This window comes from Elusimicrobium sp. An273 (assembly GCF_002159705.1).
GTDB lineage: Bacteria > Elusimicrobiota > Elusimicrobia > Elusimicrobiales > Elusimicrobiaceae > Avelusimicrobium > Avelusimicrobium gallicola.
The window spans coordinates 188,537-212,784 of sequence record NZ_NFJD01000004.1; the positions used below are offsets into that span (position 1 = coordinate 188,537).

Genomic DNA, 24,248 nt, shown 5'->3' on the forward strand with positions numbered 1-24,248 from the left:
AAACAAACAAGCTCTTTACAGCGCAATTTTAAGCTTCCGCGCCAACGCCCGCAGAATATCTTTCTTTTTGGCTTCTTCCCCCAGCGCCCGCAGCCCAAAAAAGACAAATTCCTGGGCGCGCACGGCATCGGGTTCGAATCCGAAAATTTCGGCGTAGTTCAAAAACTCCACCAGTTTCAGGGCGCAGGCCGTATCCGAAGGATTGCGCGCAAAAGCAAAAGCCAGCCGTTCCAGTTTCTCGCTTACGGCCTCGCGCACTGGGCCTTTGGAAACGTCCAGCCCCAGCGTTTTGACGTCTTCCATCAGTTCTTCTATTTCGTTGACGTTTACGTCCGCCGCGCGGAATTCCGCTTTCAAATCGTTGGAAAGCACAAACTCCGCCACCGTCAAAAACGGCTTGGGGATCGGCGCGCCGATTAACTGCAGGCCGCGCACCACCGGGTATTGGTCTTCAAATACTTTCGTAAATTTTTGGTCGGTTTCCTCGTCCATTTTCCGCAGTACCAAATCCACCACTTTGCGCCGTACGTCCAAAAACATGGATGACAGCGGATACTGCTTGGGAAAAGAACGGCGGATCAGCGCCGCGCAGTCTTCATATTTGGCGGCCTGAAAAAGTTCTTCCAATTGGCCGAATACGGCCCCGCGGTCCAGGGTGCCTTCCGTGCCGGCCGCGCATAAAAAGTCCGTCGCTCCGTGCTGAAAAACGGCGAAATGCATTTTCCGCTCCAACAGCGTGGTGCGGGATTTAAGGGTAATGTCCCCAAAGCACAAGTGAAACCCCGGCGCAGCAAGCTTTTTGGGGGCGTAGGCCAATACGTCGCATTCATAGGCTTTTTGCGGGTTTACCGTATCGTCTGCCAAAAGCGAGACGACGTGCTCCAGCGCAATTTTTTCAATCGGCATTACCTGCGGTTTTACATACCGTTCATATACCACGGCGCCGTTTTTAAGTTCTTTTAAATTGCTGGGCGCGGCGGAGAGTTTCTCTACAAACGCCGGCTCCAAATCCACCCCGCTGATCGCCCGGTTTAATTCTATCGCCCGCGCGGCATACTGCATAATCTGCACCGTTTCAATGCCGCTTATCTCGTCAAAGAACCACCCACAGCTGGTATACATCAGCATGGCGTTGCGCTGCATTTCCAGCAGGCATAGCGCGGTGGGGCGGTCGTTCCAGGCTTTTTCCGTGGCGTGTTTTAAGAAAAAGCGGTGCTGGGCGTCCAGCGAGCGGTCTAGCACCAAATCGATATAATCGTTGCGCGCGTCCCACGGGTTTTTGAAATACTGGGAGCCGACGGTCTCAAACGTTTTAATCATTTCGTCGCGCACAAAATCCAACGCTTGGCGCAGCGGCCCGCGCCATTTTTGGTGCCAGCCCGGTTTCATGCCGGAATTGCACCCGCAGTCGGCCCGCCAGCGCTCCACCCCGTGAAAACAGCTCCACGAGGAATTTTCCACAATCTGCGCTTCGTACAGCGGCGGATGTTTGGCCAAAAATTCGCCGTACACCGTCAGTTCCACGTCCGGCGTTTCTTCCACTTTTTTAAGGCAATATGCCAGCGCCATTTCGGCAAATTTCTGGTGGTGGCCGTAGGTTTCCCCGTCGGTAGCGATGTGCATCAGCTGGGGCTCGCCGCCCGCGTTGTAGGTGCCCAGCAGGCGGGCGGCAAATTTCTCGCCCGAGGAAAGCGTATCGGAAAACGCAATCCCCTGCGAAATGGGCCCGTCATAAAAGAAAAGCGCAATGTTCCTGCCGCTGGGCAAATTGCAGCGGTAGGCGCGTTTGGGGTCTACCCCGGCGCCGACCTCCTGCCATTTTTCTTCCCCTATTTTGCGGATCCGCTTGCATTGCCCCGGCGCCAAAATTACAAATTTCATCCCTTCCGCGGCCAATACTTCCAGCGTTTCGGTATTGCAGGCCGTTTCCGCCAGCCAGATGGCTTCGGGCTTGCGGCCAAAGCGTTTTTCAAAATCGGCAATGCCCCATTTGACTTGGGTTTCTTTGTCGCGCGCGTTGGCCAGCGGCAAAATCATATGGTTGTACACCTGGGCAATGGCGCCGCCGTGGCCGCCGAAGCGTTCGCGGCTGAGTTTATCGGCCTCCAACACGGACTGGTACACTTCGGGCTCGTTTTTTTCCATCCACGAAAGAAGCGTGGGCCCAAAGTTAAAACTGATGTGGGCGTAATTGTTGGCTAAATCAATCAGGTTTTTATTTCCGTCCAGCAGCCGCGCCAGGGCGTTGGGAGAGTAGCATTCCGCACAAATACGGCTGTTCCAATCGTGAAACGGGGCCGCACTGTCCTGCTGTTCAATTTCTTCCAACCAGGCGTTTTCGCGCGGGGGCTGGTAAAAGTGTCCGTGTATGCAAAGATATTTCATATATATATTTATAGCAATTAATGCTAAAATATGCACAACCCCGGGCCGCCCGAAGAGGGCTTGACGTCCGCCCGGACGCGGTTATACTATAAACAGACCCACAAAAACGTTCTGCTCAGAAGGGGTATACTTATGAAAAAAACATTTATTTTGGATACAAACGTCCTATTGCACGACGTAAACTGCCTGCATGCGTTTGAGGATAACGACATTATTATCCCGATGGCCGTCATTGAAGAATTGGACGCGTTTAAAAGCGAAGGCGACACCCGCGGCAAAAACGCCCGCATGGTTTCCCGCACGCTTGATGAAATGCGCAAGCAAGGCCGTTTGAACGAAGGGGTAAAATTGCCGAAAGGCGGCATTTTAAAAATTGAGTTGGATAAGCCCAATGCCCTGCCGCAGTCGCTGGCGTTTAATAAGGCGGACAATTCTATTTTAAACATTGCCTATACCCTAAGCAAAAAAGAAGGTTCGTACAAAAAGAACGCCGCCCCCGTGATTGTGGTCACCAAAGACATCAACATGCGCCTAAAAGCCGAGGCGTTGGGCCTCTCGGCGCAGGATTACACGTCCGACAAAGTGAATGTGGACGAACTCTACACCGGCGTGGCGGAAATGGAAGTATCCCCCGAGCAGATTGACGCGTTCTACCGCGACAAAAAACTGCCGGTGGATCCCAACGTCTATTTTCCCAATGAGTTTATTATTTTAAAATCGTCGGACGGGAGCAAAAAGTCCGCCATTGGGCGCGTGTCCAACGGGGCGGAATTTGTGCTGCGCCCGCTTTCTTCGCAGGAACCGGTGGCGTGGGGCATTAAACCGCTGAACAAAGAACAGCGCTTTGCCATGGAACTGTTGCTAGACGACAGTTTGGATATCGTTACCTTGGTGGGTACCGCCGGCACGGGCAAAACCTTAATCACGCTGGCTACCGGCCTGCAGCGCACCATGGACGAAAACGCCTACCGCCGCCTGGTGGTGTGCCGCTCCATCGTGCCGGTAGGCAAAGACATCGGCTTCCTGCCCGGCACCAAGGAAGAAAAACTGGAAGCGTGGATGGGCGCTATTTACGACAACCTGGCCTTCTTGGCAGACCGCAAAAACCCGGACGAAGGCGAAGAAAAAGCCCATTATTTGTTGGACAGCGGCAAAATTGAAATCGCCTCTGTTACCCACATGCGCGGCCGCTCGCTGCCCGGCCAATATATGATTGTAGACGACGCGCAAAACCTCACCCCGCACGAAATGAAAACCATTCTTACCCGCGCGGGCGAGGGCACCAAAGTGGTCGTAACCGGCGACCCGTACCAGATTGATACGCCGTATTTGGACGTGGAATCCAACGGGCTGACCTATCTGGTAGACCGCTTGAAAGGCCAAAAAAGCCACGGGCACATCACGTTTACCAAAACGGAACGCAGCCATCTGGCGGATTTGGCTTCCAAATTGTTATAGCCGTATTTGTGATCCGTTGCAGGGCCTACCCGGCGGGTAGGCCCTTTTGCTCCGAAGGCCTAGGCCTTTTGGCCTCTGGAAAAACCATCCAAAAACGGTACAATATACATAAGTAAAGCTATATCGTTTTAGAGGAGAACTTTATGCAATCTTTTCTGTGCCGTGTAATGGCGTTGGTCTTTTTATTTAACTGCATGCTGCCGGCCCCGGGCGCGTGGGCGCAGCCGAGAGTGTCGTCTGATCAAATTCGCCAGCATGTAGACCAATTCGTCACTGAGTACTTGGAAAGCAGCGTGGCGGCCGCTTCCGAAGAGCTGCAGTATGCCCAAACGCCTGCGGAAATAGCAACTGCCATTACCAAATTGCACAAAGCGGTAGAAGAGAGAGCCGCCGCCAAAAAGCAGGAAGAGGCCAAACGCCAAAAACTGAAGGAATCTCTCGTGGCTCCGCGTTCCTCTACTTACGTGGCCCCCCCGGTTAATCCGTACAAAGTTTTCAAATCGCTCAATCAAAACGAAGTGCTGCAAAAACTGGCCAAGGATGAACTGACGGTGGATGACATGATTAATTATATCGATCCGTTTGAACCGGCTGATTACAACCTTCAAAACCTCATCTACGCCAGCGAGGTGCTGGGCAACTCCATTGACGCCGTACTGGTGCAGCCGGATGAATTAGTCATCAGTCAAATGAACGGGCTCATCTTGTTTGCCCAACTGCGCGTGCTGTACCGCCTGGAAAAATTATCCAAAAAAGCGCCCGCCTCTATCTACGACGCCATGGCGCTGGGTTCTTTGCGCATTACGTTATGGAAACTGCATAACTTTTACGTGCAAACCGGGCAGGAAGACCCCCTCTTGGCTCCGGAAATCGGAGATCCTTTGTCCAACAGCTCCATTCCGGCACCGCAATTCAACCGCGAATTGCCTTGGATTGTCATGAACTCTTGGACCCAACGGGAGATTCCCTTCCAGCTGCCGCCGGATATTTATCAGCAAATCAACCATCAATTCTTAACGGAACTCAGCACGATTAAATCGCACAACCCCAAAGAAGGCAGTGCTGAATATCAGGTGATGCTGTCCCTGGCGGACTACGCCACCGTATACGCCATGCTGGAAGATCCGTCCCAAATTACCCCTTTAGTCAAACTGTTTGATGAGGGGCCGAAACGCTCCATGAGAGGAAAAGTTGTCCCCGGTAAATTCCAGCAGCCTTACAGCCCGGTGCTTAATGACATTTTTACCTCCGTATATGAGAGCGTCAAATACTTAGTGTCGGATTCGGCCGTCTGGTCGCAAATCATCTTTATGCTCAAAGATTTTTCCGACCCGGCCCAATACTCCCTGCCGACCAACATCTTTGCCTTGGAAGCGGCCAGCTTGATGTACAGCCAAAGCCAAAACTGCCAAGCGGCAGCGGGTGCTGCGGCGGCGGATTATCCCGTGTTTCTGCGCTGCAACAGCGGCAACATGCAAAATGATACGCTGCGCCCCTTGTTTGCCCAGCGCACCGCCGACTTGTATGCGCCGCTGACCCGCACGCACTATTTAGGAATTGAAGACTATGGGCTTGATTCCCAACAAATGCAAATGCTGGCAGACAAATTGGCCTTTATCTACAACGGATTTGCCAATGATGAGCTGAAATGGGATTATTCCCGCCCGCGTATGAAAGGCAGCTACGTCTTGGATAAAGGAGAGGATGGAAAATCGCTGATTTTAAACGACAAAAATTCTGTCCCGCGCTTGGTGCCGATTAACCGCGGCCACCAATTCCAATTGCCGGACGGATCGCTGAAAACCATCAGCGGCTTTGCCCGCATGTCCGACGGGACGTGGGTGGAAATGCAGCTTAAAAACGGATTAAACGCCAAAAAAGCATCCGATGAAGCAAACGCCAAGTTCTTTTGGTTTGTCGGAAACGCCATTTTCTGGATTTACGGCGGCGAGGTACTTACCTTCATCGGTACCGCCTACCGCACCACCAAAGGCGCCATGCTGGCCCTGCCCAAAGCGTTAAAAGCTGCGGCTCAAGCCAACAAAGGCCGCCGCGCGCTGAGCTTTGGCGTAGAAATTCAAAAGGGCGTGCGCTTTGCCAATTTGGCCAAAACGTTAAAGAAAAACGCTGTCACTTTGCAAGTGGAACGCATAACGGAAAAAACCGTTAAAGGCTCCCAAAAACGCATGCCGGCTCCCCAATCTTATACCCCGGCCATGGAGTCCAATTTTAAAACCATTACCACCCAACACGCTTTGGAAGGGAAGTATTCCAAATGGAATCCCAAACGCTGGGTCGGCAAAGAACCGGCGCCCATTACCCGTTTCTCCTTTGAGCAACCTATCCCCGGATTTGGCGGGGTTCGGCAAGGAACCGTAGAGGTAACGGGCACCTCGTTGGATAAGGGCGTGCGCAGCTGGGATGATTGGCGCAAACTGCGCAGCAGTTTCCGTCCGCTGGACGTTCCGCCTCCGAACACTTCCACAGAGGCGCTTTCCACCTTTACGAGAGGTTTCCGATCTTCCGCGGATCCGAAGGCCATCGTTTTTCCGCGGTTCTACGATTACACCACACGCAAAGGATTGATACAGGAACTGCTCTTAACCAATGCTATTACCAAGGCCGCAAAAGGTGGAGCCTTCAATGCCTGGGTACCGATTAAAACCCCCGTTTTTGAAGGAACGGCCGGCACGGCCAGCGGCGAAACGGTAACGTGGTGGAACGTCACCCGCTTAGGGGCGCCCGGCAATGAATTGGCGGCAGGATTTAACCACATTGTGTTAACGCCGGCCATTGGCGGCAAGGCGGCCCGCATCACGTCAATTGACCCGACCAAACTGAAAAATGCCATTGAAATTCCCCTGCAGCGAGTAACCAGCAATACCTGGCAGCCGACGGTCATCCACCATTATTTCAACGAGGTCGAGCGCACCGGCATCGGCAAATACTTATTGCCTAAATATGTGCCCAATGCCAATTATTGGCAGACGGCAAAATCCAACTGGCGTTTTGCTTTGCCGGTTCTCAAAAATACTGCTTCCAACACCCGTTTCTGGCAGGGGCTGGTAGGCAATATGGTGTTCTTCGGGACATGGGCGGGCTTGGATATGGTTACTTATCCGTCTATGCAAGGATGGATTATGTCCGCCGCGAAAGAAGACCAGGAAAAAGCAATGGCTAAATTTGGCGATGCTTTTGACCCGGAAAAATTAAAGGAAGACGTGCAGCGCCAGGAGGAACAAGCCCAGCAGGCCGGAGTAGATGCCTCGCAAAACGCCTCGTTGAGTACGTATCAAGACGTCTCGGCGGCGGTAAAACAAAGCTCGGAAGGGGCCTCGCTGACCTTCCCCATTATCAGCGTCAGACACGCGCTTCCGGAAGGATTTGGCAATTTGTCCTTTGTAACCGAACAAGATGAAGCCAAATTGGCGCAAATGGCTTCCCAACTGCAACTGAACCGGGCCCTTGTCAAACAGGCACAAGCCCAACAGGAAAAGTTTGCTCAGGCCGAAAAAGAGATGAAAGAAGAGTACTTGCAAATGATACTGGCCACCGTTGAAATAGATCAGGCGTCCTATGAAGACTATGCCTCGCGTTATGGAGGAGAAAATTATAAAAAAGACATCACGGCTATTTTCAACGAGTATAAAAAGCGCATTACGCAGACGATGAATTCTGATGAGCCGCTGGAAACCGTTAACAACAAATTGAATACCATCCAGCAGGATATTCAAAACAAGCTGACGCAGAAAATAGAAGAAATAGCCCGCATGATTGAATTGTTGCAGCAGCAAGCCGTAGAGGAAGAAGAATATCTCCCCTATGGCGATGACGGCGGAACGGAAGGCTATTTTGAAGAAACGCCGGTAGAAGCCTATTAAAACTTTGCCAACAAAAAAGCCCGCCTGAACCGGCGGGCTTTTTTATGCGTTGCTAAATTAATGCAAGCCGCATTTGCAAACGTGATCTTTTTCGTAGAGCTTCAGGCTTTCCGCTTCCTGCGGGCGGTACTCGCTGGTGCGGCGGATGAGTTCGTCAAAATCAATGGTTTTTGACGGGAACATCGGGCCATCCACACACGCAAAGCGCACCTTGCCTTCCACCGTTACGCGGCAGCAGCCGCACATGCCGGTGCCGTCTAGCATAATAGGGTTCAAGCTGGCGTGGGGTTCCATGCCCAGTTTGTCCATTAAGCGGGAAGTAAACTTCATCATCGGAATCGGGCCGATGATAAACCCCGCATTAATTTTTTCGCCCTCATCGTGCAGCTTTTGGATAGCATCCGTTACCATGCCTTTCATCCCGTAACTGCCGTCATCGGTGGTGCTTACGGTTTTGTCGCACAAAGCTTTCATTTCATCTTCCAAAATCAAGAGCGACTTGGTGCGCGCGCCCAACACGGCAATCACACGGTTGCCGGCCTCCTTAAACGCGCGGGCAATCGGGTACACTTCGGCAATACCCACCCCGCCGCCTACCACGGCCACCGTACCGTAGTTTTTAATTTCCACGGGTGTGCCCAGCGGGCCGGCGATATTTAAGAATTTTTCGCCTTGTTTAAACGAATTAAACATAGAGGTGGATTTGCCGATGGCCTGAATGATAATGGTGATGGTGCCTTTTTCTTTATCCCAGTCCACCAGCGTAACCGGCACGCGTTCGCCCCCTTCGCGCCCGCGCAGAATAACAAACTGCCCGGCCTTGGCCGAAGCGGCCACCAGCGGTTTGTAAATCACAAACTTTACCACGACATCGCTTAAATTTTCTTTAACTAAAATGGTATTTTCTTCCATATTATTTTCCCTCTTTCAAATAAGCGTTAATCCGGCGCGCGGCCTCAATGCCGTCTTTCATGGCCAACAGCACCGTGGCCCCTCCGCGGATGATGTCCCCCCCGGCATATACGCCCGGCAAGGTGGTTTTCCCTTCTTCATCCAAGGCAAGCACGCCGCGTTCGGTCGTTTTCAGTTCCGGCGTGGTTTTAGCAATAATCGGGTTGGGTTTCTGCCCGATGGCCACAATAATCGTATCCACCGGCATCACAAATTCCGAACCGGGGATTTCCACCGGTCTTCTGCGGCCTCTTTCATCGGGTTCGCCCAATTGGTTGCGCGTGCATTTTAACCCGGTTACGCGGCCCTTATCGTCCATCAGTACTTCTTTGGGCGTTACCAGGTATTCAAATTGGACGCCTTCTTCTTTGGCGTGTTCCACTTCTGCGGCGCGGGCGGGCATTTCGGCCGCGCTTCTGCGGTAAGCGATGGTTACGCTGTCCGGCCCCAGGCGCATGGCGCAGCGGGCCGCATCCATGGCGCTGTTCCCGCCGCCCAAAACGGCCACGTGTTTGCCCACCTGAATGGGCGTATCCGTTTCCGGGAATTTATACGCCTGCATTAAATTGACGCGGGTCAAAAATTCGTTGGCGCTGTATACGCCCACGGCATTTTCACCGGGGATTCCGGTCATCGTAGGAAGCCCCGCGCCGCTGCCCACATACACGGCGTCAAACTGTTTTAAAAGATCCGCCACTTTTTCCGTAGCGCCGATTAATACGTCGGTTACAAACTTTACGCCCATGGATTTGACGGTTTCAATTTCGTGGTCAATCACTTCCCGCGGCAAGCGGAAAGAGGGAATCCCGTAGCGAAGCACGCCGCCAAAGGCGTGGAGCGCTTCAAACACGGTTACTTCATGCCCGGCGCGGGCCAGCTCCGCCGCGGCCGCAATGGAAGACGGGCCCGAACCGATGCACGCCACTTTTTTGCCGGTGGGAGCGGCGGTTTTGGGGGCTTTTAACAAGCCTTCTTTGCGGGCGGTGTCGGCGGTGTAGCGTTCAAGCATGCCGATATTGACCGAGCCGAAACGGTCTTTTAAAATACAATTGCCTTCGCAGTGTTTTTCCTGCGGGCAAACACGGCCGCAAATGGCGGGCAGCAAGCTGGTTTCCATAATTTTGCTGGCGGCTTCGCCTACTTTGCCTTCCTTTAACAAAGCAATAAAGTCCGGAATTTGCACTCCTACCGGGCAGTTGGCCTGACAATGCGCATTTTTGCAATGCAGGCAGCGGTCGGCCTCGGCCATGGCTTCTTCTTTGGTGAAGATTTGAGCCACTTCTTCAAAGTTATGTTTGCGCACTTCGGGGTCTAATTGCTTCCCGTTGTGGCGCGGTGCGGACGGATTTGGCATACGGTTCCTCCATCTAATTCAAAATAGTAAGAGCAAAAAATATATTTTACAGCTATACTATTAACAGGAACGGAAGTTCCCTGTTTTTGTTGTACAATATATATACATTATAGCAAAGCCACAAGGAGGGGGATTATATGTGCCATAAATGCGATTGTGCCGGAAAAGGACTGGCCGCTTTCTTATTGGGCGCCATTGTAGGCGCGGCAGCGGGCGTATTGTTTGCGCCGGCCAAAGGGGAAACCACCCGCCGCAAACTCAAACGCTGGGCCGACGATACGTATGAAGAACAAAAAGAATACGTCTTGGAACATGCGGAAGATTTAAAGGGAAGAATCAAAGAACACGCGGCGGATTTGAAAGAAAAAATTTCCGCCCATGCCGAAGACGCCCGCGAACGCCTGGCGGAAGGAAAAGACAAAGTGGTAAAAGAATTCAACCGCCGCAAAGACGAAATCGCCGCGAAATTTAAAAAAGACGAAGAGTAACCTCCCTATACAAAAGCCCCAGCCGATCGGCTGGGGCTTTTTGTACGGTTATTTTTTGCAAAACGCTTTTGCCATTTCAAAGGCTTCCGCAATATCGGGCGGTTCCGGCCCCACGTATACTTTGCTGATAAACATTTCATGGTTGGAAACCGCATGGATAATTTCGTCCATCAGCAGGCCTTTATCCGCCTCTTTCTCCACGGCGTCCACCACGGAAGAAGCGTTCTTGGGTGCCAGGATATTCTCCACCCCGCAGTGCAGCATTTTAATGGCGCTCGCGTCTTCGTAGCGAAGCCGCCCCTTAAAAAGCGGAAAACTGACCACGCAGCCTTTATAATTGAGCCGTTTTTTGAGCAATCCCTTAATCACCCGATCGGAAAGCATGGCTTGGTGGTCGTTGTCTATATTCGGGAAGATCATATCCGAGGGCATAATGGCGTCCGCCCGGCGGAAAATATGTTTGTACGGCACAAATTCGGCGTCTTCCATCTGGGCCAGCGTTTTAAGCACGCCCGACACGCCGGGGAAATACTTAATGCAGTTAAGCGCCCCCCCGTTGGAAAGCCCGGCGATAAAATCCCCCGCCAGGTGGGTAACCGTCAGCGGTACGTCGGAAAAAGCCGGCGGGGCGTATCCCAAATCCACTACGGGGCAAAGCACCCAGTCCAGCCCCATGCTGCGCGCCATGCGCGCAATTAAATTGCCTTTGCGGTAAGCCCCGTCCTGCGGGCAGGAAAAATGCTGCAGCGTTTCATTGGCCGGCAGAGCGGGGGCGTCGGTTACGATTTCGCTTAAATCTTCGTCAATATCGGCGCAGAATAACAATTTCCCGTACGGGGACAGGTCGTTCATGCGCTTGGTAAAATCTTTGGTTTCTTGGGCCGTTCCCCCGTACACGCAAAATCCGCCCACTCCGCGGCGGGTCAACTCTTCCGCTTCCTGCAGACTGCTTTGACCAAACCAAAAACCGGGAAAAACAATGCGAGCGGGCTTCATATTTATCTCCTGGGTTATAAGGCGCCTTGCTGCACGCCCAAGACGGACGGCACGAGCGACTCTTCCGTTCCGGACGGCGGCACCAGCAATCCCTGCGTGTTGGTAGGAACGGTCAAATCCACCGCCGGGGCGTCCGGCAATACTTCCGGCTTGTGCGGCGTTTTGAGCCATTGGATTACCGCCGGGCGCAGGTATTTATCCAACATATCGTGCGAGGTTAAATCATAAGCGGTTAAGAAAGTTACTTTGCCTTCTCCCGCCGTTAAAAACGCCACATTGCGGATGACGCTGGCTTCCAAAAAACTTTTTTTGTCGGCGGCGCCGGCGGCAATCAAAATATCGCCTTTGTACAGACGCATGGCCGGAATGGAAAGAACATCTCGGTTATTGGTGGTGGGGCTGATTAAGGCCACCCCGCCGATATCCGGCGAAAAACTCATGCTTTTTGCCGCCACGTTGGCGCCCAGCCCGGCCCCCAGCACCACCATATCCTGCTGGGAAACGCCTTTCTTGTCCAGAAAGGAAACGGCGGCTTCTACGTCGCGCGTCATTTTGTTATATTCGTTGTCCACCCCTTCCCGGGCAAACGAAAAGGCCTCTCCTTTGTTGGTGCTTTGTCCGTGGCCGCGCAAGTCCAGGGCCAAGTAGCCAAAGCCTTCACTGCCCAGGTTGGCTTTAAACGTGGAAAATTCTTCTTTATTTTTGCCTAAATCATGCAACAAAATAACCGTCCGCTTCCCCTCATCCGCCGGGCGGTACAGCGCGGCAAGCGCCCATCCGTCCTGCGTGGAAAGCGAAACGGCCTGTTCTTTAGCGTCCGCACCGGCGGCCGGCAGCGCCAAAAGCGCCAGCGCCCATACCGGTGCGGCAAACTTTAATATGCGGCAAAACATGTTAACGGTCCAAAACCTCTTCGGGTTTAAACCAGAGCGCAATTTCTTTTTCCGCATCTTCCGGCGAGCCGGACGCGTGCACGCAGTTTTGCATTACATCGCCGATAAAGCGCCCAAAGCTGCCGCGGATCGTCCACGGAGCGGCTTTTTCGGGGTTGGTGCTGCCGATTTCCTGGCGCACTTTGGCAATGGCGTTTTCGCCCTGGAAAACGAATGCGTAAATTTTGTGGTTGGGCACATTGTTAAATTCACCCATCATATACTGGATGACTTCTTCCAAGAAAGGTTTCCCTTCCAAATTCTTATAGTGCGCCCGCGCCAATTCTTCAGTCAGCGAAACCACTTTTGCCCCGGTCATTTGCAGTCCGAGGTGATCCAACCGGTCTAAAATAAGACCGCTGATGCGTTTTTCAATCGCATCCGGTTTAATTAGAACAAGTGTTCTTTCCATATATCTCATATGTAAACATTATACCAATCTAAAAAAACCTGTCAATCTTTTTACGAACGCGAAGGATTTTTGCCCAATAGACGGGCACTTTAAGGTATAATAGAAAAAACGGAGATGATTTTTATGGCCCAAGACAAACCCCTTAAATTCGGCGTCATCGGCGCCGGCAAAATTGGCACTTTTCACACCCGCACGCTGGCAAATATGAAAGGCGTTTCGCTGGTGGGCGTATGCGACCCCGATTTAATGCGCGCCCAAAAACTGGCGTGGGAACACAACTGCACCCCCTACTCCAAGCCGGAAGAACTGGTGGGGCAGGTGGACGCCGTCATTGTAGCGGCGCCTACGCAGCTGCACCATCAAATTGGGATGTATTGCCTGGAACACGGCGTGCATACGCTGGTGGAAAAACCCATTGCCGTAACCATGCAGGAAGCGCGCGACTTAATCCAATGCGCCAAACGCCAGGGCCTGGTGCTGCAGGTGGGGCATGTGGAGCGGTTTAACCCCGCCGTAGTGGAAGCGGTAAAATACATTGAAGATCCCCGTTTTATTACCATCACCCGCCAAGGCCCGTATGACGGCCGCATGGCCAACATCAGCGTGGTGCTGGACTTAATGATTCACGATTTGGATTTGCTCTACACCATTGTGCCCAGCGAAGTGGTGTCCATTGATGCGGTGGGGCTGAGTGTTTTCTCCCCTCACGAAGACATCGCCAACGTGCGCCTGCACTTTGCCAACGGCGCCGTGGCCGACGTTACCGCCAGCCGCGCCAGCTTTGAACGGGCCCGCTTTATGCACTTGTTTCAGCCCAGCGGGTATGTGTCGGTGGATTTTATGAATGCGCGGGTAAAAACCTACCGCAAGGAAAAACCGGTCATTGAAAACATGAACGATTTGACCGTTACTTACCCCAAAGTGGAAAAGCAATTGCCGATTACGGCGGAAATTTTGCACTTTATCGATTGCATCAAAACGGCCAAAACGCCGGCCCCCAGCGGCGAAAAAGGTATGAAAGCGCTGGATTTGGCCCTGCAAATTTGCGAAAAAATGAACCGCTTTGACATTCCCAAAACCGGCCACCTGCACACGCCCAGGCCGCTGCAGGCCATCAGCACCGTTGCCCGCGCCGCACAGGCCGTGCTGGACGAAACGCTGGGGCATTTAAAAGGAGACGATAAATAATGTCTACCATTACGCCGATTACCAAAAATATCCTGTTTGTGGCGGGAGACGTTTCCGGCGACATTCACGCCGCCGGGCTTATCGAGGCGATCAAAGAAGCCGACCCGGATGTGCGCATTACGTCCGTAGGCGGCAAACGGATGCAGGCCGTCAGCGACGAATTTCTGTATGATTTGGCCAGCAAAGGCGCCAGCGGGTTTATTGAGCCCCTCAAAAAAATGCCGCTTTGGATTCGGCTGATGAACCAAATCCGCGAATATATGGAAACGCAAAACCCCGTTGCGCTGGTGGTGGTGGATTTTTACGGGTTTAACCACCAAATTTTGGGCATGGCCAAACACCGCCATATCCCGGCGTATTATTACGTAACCCCTCAAGTATGGGCCAGCCGCCAATACCGCGCCAAGCGCCTGGCGGAACTGACCCGCAAAATGTTTACGATTTATCCGTTTGAACCAGAATTTCATAAAAAATTTGGCGGAAATGCGGTCTTTCTGGGCAACCCGCTTTTAGACCAGCTTCCCTTGCCTACGGAAAAGGACTATCACATCCCCGACCACAAAAACCACGCGTGGAAACTCGGCATGCTGCCCGGCAGCCGCATGGGCGAAATCAAACGCTTAACGCCGGTGTTTTACCAAGCCTATAAAGAAGTTTTAAAAGAATTCCCCAATACGCAAGCCTATATGTTTCTGCTGCCGGATGCGGACGAAAAAGTGTTCTTAGATTTAATCGGCGAAAAACCGCACGCGAATTTTCATTTGGTAAAAGACCTGCATTACGAGCTCCGCTCGCAAATGGATTTTTTGCTGGCTTGCTCCGGCACGGCTACCTTGGAAAATGCCCTCTTGGGCATCCCGATGGTGGTGGCGTACAAACTATTTTGGCCCACCTACCAAATTGCCAAACGGGTCATCAAGGTACCGTACATTTCGCTGGTCAATCTGCTGTCTAAAAAACCGTTGGTAAAGGAACTGATTCAATACGACGCCACCCCGCGCGCCTTGGCGGCGGAAACGATGGCGATGTTCCAAAATCCGGCCAAACTGGCCCAAATGCGCAAAGAACTGTTAAAACTGCGCGCCTCGCTGGGCGAGCCCGGTGTGGCCAAACGGGCGGCGGCGGAAATTTTAAATGATTTAAAACATGAGTAACCCTATGCAAGACGCACCTGATTTGTCCGCTTTACTGCGTAAATTTAAAGAATATAACCCCAATCAGGATACTTCGCTGATTGAGAAAGCCTACCATTTTGCCGAAAAAGCACACGAAGGGCAAAAACGCGAAAGCGGCGAGCCGTATTTTACGCATTGCTGCCACGTGGCCAACATCCTGATGGACTTTAACCTGGACGCCGACACCATCTGCGCCGGCCTTTTGCACGATACGGTGGAGGATACCCCGGTTACGCTGGAAGATCTGCGGCGGGAATTTAATAAAGAAATTGCCCACATGGTGCAAGGGGTTACCAAAATAAGCGATTTAAAGTTTTCCTCCACCGACGAAGAAACCGTGGAAAACTGGCGCAAAATGCTTATTGCCGTAGCCGAAGACGTGCGCGTCATTTTAATTAAACTGGCCGACCGCACCCACAACATGCGGACCATGGATGTCATGCCTCCCGACCGCCAAAAATTTAAAGCCTACGAAACCATTTCCTTATATGCGCCCTTGGCCCAGCGGCTGGGGATGTTTACCATCAAGACCGACCTAGAAGACCTTTCTTTCAAATACCTGCACCCGCAGGAATACGCCAGCATCAAAAACCAGGTGGAAGCCCGCACGGCCGACCGCCAGGCCGCGCTGGACGCTTTTAAAAAGCAGCTGGAACCCGCCCTGCAGGCCGAGCATATGGACTTTCGCATTTTGGCCCGCGCCAAAAATTACTATTCCATTTACCGCAAAATGCAAAAACACCACTGTTCCTTTGCGGAAATTCAAGATTCGCTGGGCGTGCGCATTATTACCAAAACCGTGCAGGATTGTTACCGCGCCCTCGGCCTGGTGCACAGCGTGTTTAAGCCGATTGCCGGCACGTTTACCGATTATATCGCCACGCCCAAAGCCAATATGTACCAAAGCATTCACACCACGGTACTGGCCCCCACGGGCGACATTATCGAAATTCAAATCCGCACCGAAGACATGCACCGCACCTGCGAATACGGTATCGCCGCGCATTGGCGCTACAAAATGGGCAACGTAAAGCCGGATAAAAACTTTGACGAAAAAATAAACTGGATCCGCCGCTGGATTGAGTGGCAGCAGGATTTAACCGCCCCGCGGGAATTTTTGGAAGGATTTAAAACGGACGTCAACCTGCAGCAAATTTTCGTTTTTACGCCGCGGGCGGACGTAAAATCCCTTCCGGAAGGCTCCACCCCGATCGATTTTGCCTACGCCATTCATACCGACATCGGCGACCACTATGTGGGCGCCAAGGTAAACAACCGCATGGTGCGTATGGATTACGCCTTTAAAACGGGCGACGTATGCGAAATTATCACCCGCAAAAACGGCGAACCCAAGCGCGACTGGCTGGAATTTGCCAAAACCGCCGGCGCGCGCAGCCATATCAAGCGCTACCTGCGAAGCAAAGGAGTAGAGTTATGAACACCTGCCCCCGCTGCCAAAACCCGACCGACGAAACCGATAACTACTGCCGCCACTGCGGCCGCAGTTTAAAACCGGGCACGGGTTTTTTGTTCTCGCACACGGGCATTATTCTGTTGGCCTTTGTATTGGGGCCGTTTGCCCTGCCGTTTGTATGGATGTCCAAAACCATCGGGCTGGGCGCCAAGTGGATTTACACCGCTTTGCTGGCGCTGATCAGCGTATATTTTGTCATGGTATGCTACCGCTCGTTTCTAATGCTGCAGGAAGCCGCTCAAACGCTTATGACCGTCCCTCTCTGATTTTTTCCCCGCTCAATCCATCATATTTTTGTACAATATGGAGTACCCTGTTAAAATTGCAAGGAGAAATCAATGACATCAGAAGTAGCAACCGTTAAAACCGAAAAGCAGCCCACCGGTTTGTATATTCTGTTTTTAACCGAAATGTGGGAACGCTTCAGCTACTACGCCATGCGCGGTATTCTCGTGCTGTATTTGATTAAAGTCATGCAGTTTTCGGAATCTCACGCCAGTAAAGTTTACGGCGCAGTAACCAGTCTTATTTACCTCAGCCCTCTGTTGGGCGGCTATATTGCCGACCGTTTCTGGGGCCAAAGACGCGCCATTATCGTGGGCGGCATTTTAATTGCTTTAGGGCAATTTGCCATCGCCTCCAACCCGACGCTGTCCTTCTTATACACGGGTCTTTTCCTGTTGATTTTGGGGAACGGGCTTTTTAAACCGAACATCTCCACGATTGTAGGCGAACTCTATGAAAAGAATGACTCCCGCCGCGATGCTGGTTTCACCATTTTCTATATGGGTATCAACTTGGGTGCCTTTATCTGCAACTTTGTAGCGGGCACCTTGGCGGAAAAAGTAGGTTTTGGCTGGGGCTTTGCCACGGCCGGTTTCGGGATGATTTTGGGCTTGGGTATTTTTATCTGGGCAAAAGACAAATACCTCCAGGGCCAGGGCAAAAAACCCAAAAAACTGACGAAAGAAGAAAAACTGGAACACCCCACCAATCCGCTGACCACGGAAGAAAAACAGCGCATTGCCGTCATTTTCATTATGGCGTTCTTCAGCATTTTCTTCTGGTCTGCTTTTGAACAGGCCGGCGCTTCCTTGACGATTTTCGCCGAAAAATTCACCGACCGCTTCATTTTTGGCTGGGAAATGCCTACTTCTTGGTTCCAGAGCGTCAACCCGATGTTCATCATTCTCTTGGCGCCTGTTTTCTCCAAACTGTGGTTAAAACTGGCTAAAAAAGGCTTAGAACCCTCTACCCCGGCCAAATTCGTATGGGCGTTTATGTCCTTGGCGTTTGGCTTCTTGATTTTGGTGGCGGCTTCTTACGTCATCCAAACCACGGGTGCCAAAGTGGGTATTTTCTGGCTGGTGTTTGCGTACATGTTCCACACGATGGGCGAGCTGTGTTTGTCCCCGGTGGGGCTGTCGCTGGTAACCAAATTGGCGCCGCTGCGCTTTGCTTCCCTGCTGATGGGAACTTGGTTCCTGGCGAACGCGCTGGCTAACTTTACCGCCGGCTTCTACTCCGGCTACTTTGGCCACATCAGCAATGTCCAGTTCTTTACGTGGCTGGTTATCATGCCGGTGTGCGGCGGGTTAATCCTGCTGTCCATTAAGAAATTCGTAATCAAATGGATGAACGGCATTCAATAAGTATTTGCTGTAAATCAAACAAAACCCCGCCCAAAAGGCGGGGTTTTTTATTATTACAAGAAAGATTACACAAAAAAGCAACCTTTCGTTTTTCTGATAAATAAAAACCGGAACAACAGACGTTCCGGTTTTTACTTTTTCCGTGCAGCAATCTTTATTCTTCCGGCATTTCCGTTTCGGGCTCTTCCGCCGGTTCAATATGCAGGCTGGCCAGCAGCATATCCACCAGCCGTATATCGCTGGGATACTGTACCAGTTCCCGTGCTTTTATCAACGATACCCAGCGGATGGCCAAAATCTCGGACGCATCGTGCTTGCCGATGCGGCCCAGCTTCTTCATCAAATACCACTGCACCATCTTTTTGACGTAATTGCCCTGAAACGTAAATGCGTATTTCACCCGAATCATCGGCCGGACGATAACCGCCTTGTAGCCGGTTTCCTCCAGCACTTCGCGCAGCGCGGCCTGCCGGGGCGTTTCTCCCGGCTCAATATGGCCTTTGGGGAACGTCCAAATCTTTTTCCCCTTCATATTCTTGACTTGCACGAGCAACACCTTCCGCCCGTCCAAAATCACGCCGCCGCACGAAAATTCGGAAACAATCATAATCCTTTCTCTAAATTATAGGCCGCATTCAGAATTTTTTCTTCTTTTAAAATCGGCCCGTAAAACTGCACGCCTATCGGCAGTCCTTTGGCGTCTTTCCCAAACGGCACGCTAATGCCCGCCAAACCGCCGATATTGCCCTGGCACGTGTACAAATCCGCCAGATACAAAGCCAGCGGGTCTTCGTCGTGCTGGCCCAATTTAAAAGCCGTCGTGGGCGAGGTGGGCGTAAGCAAAACGTCCACTTTTTCAAACGCTTTTTTAAAATCTTCGCGAATCAGCTCACGCACTTTCATCGCTTTTAAAAAGCATTCTTCGTACCGCTCCGACGTCAGCGCATACGTGCCGATAATCAGGCGTTTTTTTACTTCCAGCCCAAACGGCGCGCGGGAGCCTTCATAATATGTATTTAAATCCTTGGCGGCGTTGTCGGCATACCCGTAGCGGATGCCGTCGTAGCGGCCCAGGTTGGAGCTGGCTTCGGCGCTGGTAATAATGTAATAGCAGGGAGCGGCATATTTTGCCAGCGGCACTTCTACTTCCACCAATTCGGCGCCCAAATCTTTTAAGCGGGCAGCGGCTTGGGTTACTTTTTCTTTAATATCCTGCCCAAGGCCGTCCAAAAATCCTTTAGGAAGGCCCACTTTCATTCCTTTTAACCCGTTTGTAAACTGGGCGTCATACTGCGGAACAGGCGCCTCCAGCGAAGTGGAGTCGTGCACGTCTTTGCCGGAGATAATTTCCAGCACTTTGGCTGCGTCCGCCACGGTGGAGGACAAAATACCCACCTGGTCGGCGCTGGACGCAAAAGCGATAATCCCATAGCGGGAAATACGCCCGTATCCGGGCTTAATGCCTACTACGCCGCAAAAACCGGCCGGCTGACGCACCGATCCGCCCGTATCCGTCCCTAACGCAACCGGCACCATGCCCGCCGCCACGGCTGCAGCACTGCCGCCGGAAGAACCGCCCGGCACACATTCCAGATTAGCCGGGTTCTTCACCGGGCCGTACACGGAGGTTTGGTTGGTGCTGCCCATGGCAAATTCGTCCATATTCGTGCGGCCGATAATGACCGCATCCGCCGCCAAGAGGCGTTCCACCACGGTAGACGTATACGAAGCAACGTAATTTTCCAACATTTTGGAACAGCAGGTTGCTTTGTGCCCTTTGTAAAGGATGTTATCTTTAATCCCCACCGGCACGCCCGCCAGGGCGCCCAATTTTTCGCCGCGGGCGCGTTTGGCGTCTATTTCTTTGGCGCGGGCCAGTGCGTCTTGTTCAAAAACTTCTACAAAAGCGTTCACGTCCGGATTTTTTTGGGCAATGGCCGCAAGGGCCTGCCGGGTAATTTCTTCGGCGGTTTTTTCGCCGGCAGAAACGGCTTTTACAATTTCTAAAGCGGTCATCATATTACAATACCTTTTTCACCTTGGCGCACTGATCTTGTTCTTCATCAAACGCGCGGCGCAATTCTTCCGCCAGCGCAGGATGAGAAGAAGCAACGTCCGGGCGCAGGTGCGCACAGTGGTTCACGTTGGTCAATTTTACGGCATCGGTATTCACGGCGGCAAGTTCCGCCACCCATTTAAAAAGGGCTTCCAGTTGGGCTTGGTAAATGGAGACTTCCTGCTCGCTGACGCGCATTTTGGCCAGCTTGGCGGCAAGCTCCACGTCTTTTTTAGTTATTTCCATATAAAATGCTCCCTTTGAAAGTATATTTTATATAATAATGTGGCCGTTTGGCTACCCAAAGCGAAAGGATCCTTTCAGCACAGGCACGCCCGACGGAAGGGGGATTGTATGACAGAAGAAAAAGAAACGGCGCCGCGCGCCAAAAATACGGACGACTATAAATGCGGCTTAAACGGGGAAGGCTGTTTAAACAGCCGTTTTACCCTGTCCATTATAGCGGTTATTTTATCTTGCTTTACGGGATTTTTTACGATTCCCATTGCTTTGGCGGCGCTGATTTTATCGCTGCGCGCGCAGGACTGGGCCCGCGACGGCAGAATGGCAGAAGCCCAACGGGTGGCCTGGTGGGCCGGCTTTTGCGGCTGGCTGACGGTAATTATTGCCTTAATTCCCATCTTCTTGATTATCTTTTTCGGCGGCACGATTATCGCCTTTTTAACCGCCATGCTGGCCGCGGCCTGATCCTAGTCAATCCACAAGTCTTCCGCGTTTAGGCTTTTGATATTGTTGCACACGGATTTTCCTAACGGGGTATACGGCACACAAAGTACTCCGTTAGGAACCGAAGCATGCGCATACCACAACAGCAGGAAAAAGTCCTGTACGGAGTCTTTTTCAGACGGCATTTCTTCAGGCGTCGCACTGGAAGAGGGCGTTTGCCATCTGCTAAAAAACTTAATTTGAGCCGACCCCTGATTTTCGCCTTCAAAAGTTGTCGCCACATTGCTGATTTCCGCAAAAGGGCACTCCAGCATCCACGGGGCATCTTTACGAATTTGGCATACGTGGGAATAATCTACATCCAAATCGCTTAAATTTTCGGCATAGGCTCCGTTGGCCAGATAATAAACTTCCTGCTGGCGGCGCAAATCCAGCGCCATTTGATAGTACTTCATACTTCGGCTGTAAAAACCGCCGTTTGATAGCGGGGCACGGCCACCGCCGCCAAAATGCCGATAATCAATACCACCACCAACAGCTCTATCAGCGTAAACCCGCCGCAATTTAAACAGAAAGTTTTTTCTTCATAAATAGAATGTAGCAAAATCTTTTGGACAAAAAAAGACGCGCGCCTGTTCGTGCGCCAGATCCCGTTTACAACAGCTCCAGCGGGGCGAACTTGAGCATAAACGTGCGCCGCACGCCGTTGCCAAACAGGACGGTAATTTTGGCGCTGTCGCCCGAGCCGGCGATAGACACGATTTTCCCCTGCCCAAACACCCCGTGCTTGACTAATCCCCCCACGGCGGGTTCGCCGTTTTTCTGGGCGGGCGGAGTGGGCGCCTCTTGCGAAGCGGAAGCAGGCGAAGGGGCCGGGCGGGAAAAAGCGGGCTTTGCATACAGCGAGCCCAACCCGGAAGAACCACCGTAAGAGGAAGACGTATAGTCCAAATCGTCATCTTCCTGAATTTCGTATCCGTCCGCGTCATAGCGTTTTTGAAAACGGCTCTTAGAGGCATACCCTTCAAACGTTTGGTAGCGGTTGGCGCCAAAATTATTTTTGCCGCGCGCATACCCGCCGCCGTAATGGCCGCCGGAATAGGAACCGCCCGCCCCGGCGCCGTAAAGGCCGTAGCGGGAATGGTAATCGGTGTATCGCGGCTGGGAAGCGCGGGCTTCCTGCACTTCGCTTTCGTCCAAAAGGCCGCTTTCAAACAAAAAGCGCGAAGGCAAATTGTCCTGCAGCTGCCCGAATTTGCGCCGGGTGCGGGCATAGGTTAAAAAGAGTCTTTCGCGCGCGCGCGTCATGGCTACGTAGCACAGGCGGCGTTCTTCTTCCAGGTCGTCTTCGTTGTCGCGCCCGATGGGGAACAAATTCTCTTCCAACCCGGTTACAAAAACATTGTTAAACTCCAACCCTTTGGCCAAGTGCACCGTCATCAGCGTAACAGCGCCGTTTTCATCCGCCTGCGAATCGTCCTCCCCGGACAAAAGTGAAATTTCCTGCAGAAAATCCGCCACCGACGGCTCTTTTTCCCCTTTTTGGCAGCGTTCTTCGTATTCTTTTACGGCGTTGATCAAAGCGTCCAAGTTTTGCAGGCGGCTTTCGGCCTCGGGGTCTTTTTCCATTTCGGCTTTCACGGCGTCCATATAGCCGGATTCCGTCATAATTTTATGGAAGATATCCGCCGGATCGGTCAGCAGCATGTCGCCGCGCCAATTTTCAAACAGCTGCACCAGCTTAACCGCCGCTTTGCACGCCGCCGAGCTAAGCCCCGGCACATAGGCGGCGTTTTTTAACGCTTCATACAGGGAAATGTGGTTGTTTTCGGCATACTCCAGCAGCCGCTCCTGGGCTACTTTGCCCAACCCGCGCGTGGGCGTATTGATAATGCGCAAGAGGCTTACGTTGTCGGCCGGGTTGACCAGCATGCGGGCGTAGCACATGATGTCTTTGATTTCTTTGCGGTCGTAGAAACGCACCGTTCCCACCAGGCGGTACGGAATTTGGTAACGGCGGAACGAATCTTCAAAGCTGCGGCTCTGGGCGTTGGTGCGGTAGAAAACGGCAATTTCCTTCAGGCTCGCCCCCTCATTTACCAAAGCCTTGATGTTCTGGCTGACCCAGCGGGCTTCGTCGCCTTCGCTCATCAGTTCGCGCACTTCAATGGGATCGCCTTGGGATTTATCGGTAAAAAGATTTTTTTCTTTGCGTTTTTTGTTTTTGGTAATCAGGCGGTTGGACGCATCCAAAATGGCCTTGGTGGAACGGTAGTTTTGTTCCAAGGTAATGGTTTTTACGTCTTGGAAATCTTTTTCAAATTCCAAAATGTTGCGGATATTGGCCCCGCGCCAGGAGTAAATACTCTGGTCGGGGTCGCCCACCACGCACAGTTTGCGGCGTTTGGCGGCCAGCATTTTGGTAATTAGGTATTGGGTGTGGTTGGTGTCCTGGTATTCGTCCACCAAGATGTATTGGAAAAAATCCTGGTAATAGTTGCGGACGTCTTCGTGGTCGCGCAGCAAAACAACGGTTTTGACGAGCAAATCGCCAAAATCCAATGCACCCGCTTCCTTGAGTTTTTGCTCGTAGCGGCGGTACACTTCGGCCGCGCGGATTTTAAAATCCAATCCGCTGGCCGTGGCGCTTTGCATCATGGTTTCAGGCGAGACCATATCGTCCTTGGCGCGGGAAATCAGGCTGACGATTTGATTGATTTCTTTTTTGGGGTCTTTAATGCCCATTTGTTCCAAAATCAGGCTGACCACTTTTTTCTGGTCGGAATCGTCGTAAATGGCGAAATCGCGCGAAAGGCCCAGCGCCTGCGCGTTCTGGCGCAGCAAACGCACGCCGAACGAGTGAAACGTGTGAATCCATACGCGGTTGCCCGTTCCGGGCACCAACGCTTCCACGCGTTCGCGCATTTCCTGGGCGGCCTTGTTGGTAAACGTTACCGCCAAAATACGCGCCGGGTGGTAGCCGTCGGCAATCAGCTTGGCGATTTTGGTCGTCAGCGTTTTGGTTTTGCCGGTGCCGGCCCCGGCCACAATCAGGCACGGGCCGCCGTCGTAATTGACGGCTTCCAACTGCTGGGGGTTTAATGATTTTAAAGCGTCTTGCAAATCCATAACTATCCTGCTGCGGGCCGGCGGTATGCA

At 52.3% G+C, this 24,248-nt stretch carries 20 protein-coding genes and 1 pseudogene; 9 read left to right on the plus strand and 12 right to left on the minus strand.

The features are described from left to right. Window positions 1-15 precede the first annotated feature (15 nt). A complete protein-coding gene (locus tag B5F75_RS06545) occupies window positions 16-2,385 on the minus strand; it encodes a DUF3536 domain-containing protein (protein ID WP_087289181.1) in 2,370 nt (789 codons plus the stop codon). A gap of 132 nt (window positions 2,386-2,517) precedes the next feature. Between B5F75_RS06545 and B5F75_RS06550 the strand changes: the two genes are divergently transcribed. After that, the gene (locus B5F75_RS06550; protein ID WP_087289183.1) at window positions 2,518-3,843 is read left to right on the plus strand and encodes a PhoH family protein; all 1,326 of its coding nucleotides are present in this window, start codon (window positions 2,518-2,520) and stop codon (window positions 3,841-3,843) included. A 143-nt stretch (window positions 3,844-3,986) separates the two neighbouring features. Further along, window positions 3,987-7,724, plus strand: coding sequence for a hypothetical protein (locus B5F75_RS06555; RefSeq protein WP_087289185.1), 3,738 nt, complete (start codon window positions 3,987-3,989; stop codon window positions 7,722-7,724). 57 nt (window positions 7,725-7,781) lie between these two features. Here B5F75_RS06555 and B5F75_RS06560 read toward each other — a convergent pair whose 3' ends face one another. Further along, window positions 7,782-8,636, minus strand: coding sequence for a sulfide/dihydroorotate dehydrogenase-like FAD/NAD-binding protein (locus B5F75_RS06560; RefSeq protein WP_087289187.1), 855 nt, complete (start codon window positions 8,634-8,636; stop codon window positions 7,782-7,784). Between the two features lies 1 nt (window position 8,637). Beyond that, window positions 8,638-10,029: an NADPH-dependent glutamate synthase gene (gltA, locus tag B5F75_RS06565; RefSeq protein ID WP_087289189.1), complete on the minus strand. Its 1,392-nt coding sequence runs from the start codon at window positions 10,027-10,029 to the stop codon at window positions 8,638-8,640. 137 nt (window positions 10,030-10,166) lie between these two features. Between gltA and B5F75_RS06570 the strand changes: the two genes are divergently transcribed. Continuing rightward, window positions 10,167-10,517, plus strand: a complete 351-nt coding sequence (locus tag B5F75_RS06570) for a YtxH domain-containing protein (RefSeq protein ID WP_087289191.1) — start codon at window positions 10,167-10,169, stop codon at window positions 10,515-10,517. 48 nt (window positions 10,518-10,565) lie between these two features. Here the strand turns inward: B5F75_RS06570 and B5F75_RS06575 are convergent, their stop codons facing one another. The 3 genes from B5F75_RS06575 to B5F75_RS06585 are packed head-to-tail and all read right to left on the minus strand — an operon-like array spanning window position 10,566 to window position 12,857. After that, the gene (locus B5F75_RS06575; protein WP_158093799.1) at window positions 10,566-11,513 is read right to left on the minus strand and encodes a glycoside hydrolase family 3 N-terminal domain-containing protein; all 948 of its coding nucleotides are present in this window, start codon (window positions 11,511-11,513) and stop codon (window positions 10,566-10,568) included. Window positions 11,514-11,527: 14 nt separating this feature from the next. Beyond that, complete coding sequence (locus tag B5F75_RS06580) at window positions 11,528-12,406, minus strand: alpha/beta hydrolase (protein WP_158093800.1); 879 nt, start codon at window positions 12,404-12,406, stop codon at window positions 11,528-11,530. Between the two features lies 1 nt (window position 12,407). Then, window positions 12,408-12,857 (minus strand): nucleoside-diphosphate kinase, encoded by a 450-nt coding sequence (locus B5F75_RS06585; RefSeq protein WP_158093801.1) that lies wholly within the window; start codon window positions 12,855-12,857, stop codon window positions 12,408-12,410. Between the two features lie 123 nt (window positions 12,858-12,980). Between B5F75_RS06585 and B5F75_RS06590 the strand changes: the two genes are divergently transcribed. From B5F75_RS06590 to B5F75_RS06610, 5 genes are all read left to right on the plus strand, one after another. After that, on the plus strand, window positions 12,981-14,045 hold the full coding sequence (locus tag B5F75_RS06590; protein ID WP_158093802.1) for a Gfo/Idh/MocA family protein: 1,065 nt from the start codon (window positions 12,981-12,983) through the stop codon (window positions 14,043-14,045). Beyond that, the gene (gene lpxB, locus B5F75_RS06595; protein ID WP_087289201.1) at window positions 14,045-15,199 is read left to right on the plus strand and encodes a lipid-A-disaccharide synthase; all 1,155 of its coding nucleotides are present in this window, start codon (window positions 14,045-14,047) and stop codon (window positions 15,197-15,199) included. Before B5F75_RS06590 ends, lpxB begins: the two co-directional genes overlap by 1 nt. A 4-nt stretch (window positions 15,200-15,203) precedes the next feature. Beyond that, on the plus strand, window positions 15,204-16,658 hold the full coding sequence (locus B5F75_RS06600; protein ID WP_158093803.1) for a RelA/SpoT family protein: 1,455 nt from the start codon (window positions 15,204-15,206) through the stop codon (window positions 16,656-16,658). Further along, window positions 16,655-16,960 (plus strand): zinc ribbon domain-containing protein, encoded by a 306-nt coding sequence (locus tag B5F75_RS06605; RefSeq protein ID WP_087289205.1) that lies wholly within the window; start codon window positions 16,655-16,657, stop codon window positions 16,958-16,960. The genes B5F75_RS06600 and B5F75_RS06605 overlap by 4 nt, the downstream gene beginning before the upstream one ends. 72 nt (window positions 16,961-17,032) lie before the next feature. After that, window positions 17,033-18,346, plus strand: a complete 1,314-nt coding sequence (locus B5F75_RS06610; protein WP_087289207.1) for a peptide MFS transporter — start codon at window positions 17,033-17,035, stop codon at window positions 18,344-18,346. A 154-nt stretch (window positions 18,347-18,500) separates the two neighbouring features. On the opposite strand, the gene B5F75_RS06615 is transcribed toward B5F75_RS06610, so the two are convergent. From B5F75_RS06615 to B5F75_RS06625, 3 genes are read right to left on the minus strand one after another with little or no spacing between them, the layout of a single operon-like run. Further along, complete coding sequence (locus B5F75_RS06615) at window positions 18,501-18,953, minus strand: NUDIX hydrolase (protein ID WP_087289209.1); 453 nt, start codon at window positions 18,951-18,953, stop codon at window positions 18,501-18,503. After that, window positions 18,950-20,365, minus strand: coding sequence for an Asp-tRNA(Asn)/Glu-tRNA(Gln) amidotransferase subunit GatA (gene gatA / locus B5F75_RS06620; RefSeq protein ID WP_239406355.1), 1,416 nt, complete (start codon window positions 20,363-20,365; stop codon window positions 18,950-18,952). Before gatA ends, B5F75_RS06615 begins: the two co-directional genes overlap by 4 nt. 1 nt (window position 20,366) lies before the next feature. Continuing rightward, the gene (locus tag B5F75_RS06625; protein ID WP_087289211.1) at window positions 20,367-20,648 is read right to left on the minus strand and encodes an Asp-tRNA(Asn)/Glu-tRNA(Gln) amidotransferase subunit GatC; all 282 of its coding nucleotides are present in this window, start codon (window positions 20,646-20,648) and stop codon (window positions 20,367-20,369) included. Window positions 20,649-20,756: 108 nt separating this feature from the next. Between B5F75_RS06625 and B5F75_RS06630 the strand changes: the two genes are divergently transcribed. Further along, entirely contained in the window at window positions 20,757-21,110 is a 354-nt protein-coding gene (locus tag B5F75_RS06630; RefSeq protein ID WP_087289213.1) for a hypothetical protein, read from the plus strand. Between the two features lie 2 nt (window positions 21,111-21,112). Here B5F75_RS06630 and B5F75_RS06635 read toward each other — a convergent pair whose 3' ends face one another. The 3 genes and pseudogenes from B5F75_RS06635 to B5F75_RS06645 form a co-directional block, all read right to left on the minus strand. Beyond that, on the minus strand, window positions 21,113-21,544 hold the full coding sequence (locus tag B5F75_RS06635; RefSeq protein WP_087289215.1) for a hypothetical protein: 432 nt from the start codon (window positions 21,542-21,544) through the stop codon (window positions 21,113-21,115). Next, window positions 21,544-21,681, minus strand: a pseudogene (locus B5F75_RS06640) (type IV pilin protein); the annotation flags it as partial. The pseudogene B5F75_RS06640 and the gene B5F75_RS06635, both read right to left, overlap by 1 nt. Window positions 21,682-21,743: 62 nt before the next feature. Next, complete coding sequence (locus B5F75_RS06645) at window positions 21,744-24,218, minus strand: ATP-dependent helicase (protein ID WP_158093804.1); 2,475 nt, start codon at window positions 24,216-24,218, stop codon at window positions 21,744-21,746. Window positions 24,219-24,248 lie beyond the last annotated feature (30 nt).

Excerpts from the sequence above, each read along its gene's own strand:
- B5F75_RS06605 (WP_087289205.1), top strand. The coding sequence starts at position 16,655 with ATGAACACCTGCCCCCGCTGCCAAAACCCGACCGACGAAACCGATAAC.
- B5F75_RS06550 (WP_087289183.1), top strand. The coding sequence starts at position 2,518 with ATGAAAAAAACATTTATTTTGGATACAAACGTCCTATTGCACGACGTA.
- B5F75_RS06555 (WP_087289185.1), top strand. The coding sequence starts at position 3,987 with ATGCAATCTTTTCTGTGCCGTGTAATGGCGTTGGTCTTTTTATTTAAC.
- B5F75_RS06610 (WP_087289207.1), top strand. The coding sequence starts at position 17,033 with ATGACATCAGAAGTAGCAACCGTTAAAACCGAAAAGCAGCCCACCGGT.
- B5F75_RS06645 (WP_158093804.1), bottom strand. The coding sequence starts at position 24,218 with ATGGATTTGCAAGACGCTTTAAAATCATTAAACCCCCAGCAGTTGGAA.
- B5F75_RS06625 (WP_087289211.1), bottom strand. The coding sequence starts at position 20,648 with ATGGAAATAACTAAAAAAGACGTGGAGCTTGCCGCCAAGCTGGCCAAA.
- gltA (WP_087289189.1), bottom strand. The coding sequence starts at position 10,029 with ATGCCAAATCCGTCCGCACCGCGCCACAACGGGAAGCAATTAGACCCC.
- lpxB (WP_087289201.1), top strand. The coding sequence starts at position 14,045 with ATGTCTACCATTACGCCGATTACCAAAAATATCCTGTTTGTGGCGGGA.
- B5F75_RS06585 (WP_158093801.1), bottom strand. The coding sequence starts at position 12,857 with ATGGAAAGAACACTTGTTCTAATTAAACCGGATGCGATTGAAAAACGC.
- B5F75_RS06590 (WP_158093802.1), top strand. The coding sequence starts at position 12,981 with ATGGCCCAAGACAAACCCCTTAAATTCGGCGTCATCGGCGCCGGCAAA.
- B5F75_RS06580 (WP_158093800.1), bottom strand. The coding sequence starts at position 12,406 with ATGTTTTGCCGCATATTAAAGTTTGCCGCACCGGTATGGGCGCTGGCG.
- B5F75_RS06545 (WP_087289181.1), bottom strand. The coding sequence starts at position 2,385 with ATGAAATATCTTTGCATACACGGACACTTTTACCAGCCCCCGCGCGAA.
- B5F75_RS06570 (WP_087289191.1), top strand. The coding sequence starts at position 10,167 with ATGTGCCATAAATGCGATTGTGCCGGAAAAGGACTGGCCGCTTTCTTA.
- B5F75_RS06615 (WP_087289209.1), bottom strand. The coding sequence starts at position 18,953 with ATGATTGTTTCCGAATTTTCGTGCGGCGGCGTGATTTTGGACGGGCGG.
- gatA (WP_239406355.1), bottom strand. The coding sequence starts at position 20,365 with ATGATGACCGCTTTAGAAATTGTAAAAGCCGTTTCTGCCGGCGAAAAA.
- B5F75_RS06575 (WP_158093799.1), bottom strand. The coding sequence starts at position 11,513 with ATGAAGCCCGCTCGCATTGTTTTTCCCGGTTTTTGGTTTGGTCAAAGC.
- B5F75_RS06600 (WP_158093803.1), top strand. The coding sequence starts at position 15,204 with ATGCAAGACGCACCTGATTTGTCCGCTTTACTGCGTAAATTTAAAGAA.
- B5F75_RS06635 (WP_087289215.1), bottom strand. The coding sequence starts at position 21,544 with ATGAAGTACTATCAAATGGCGCTGGATTTGCGCCGCCAGCAGGAAGTT.
- B5F75_RS06560 (WP_087289187.1), bottom strand. The coding sequence starts at position 8,636 with ATGGAAGAAAATACCATTTTAGTTAAAGAAAATTTAAGCGATGTCGTG.
- B5F75_RS06630 (WP_087289213.1), top strand. The coding sequence starts at position 20,757 with ATGACAGAAGAAAAAGAAACGGCGCCGCGCGCCAAAAATACGGACGAC.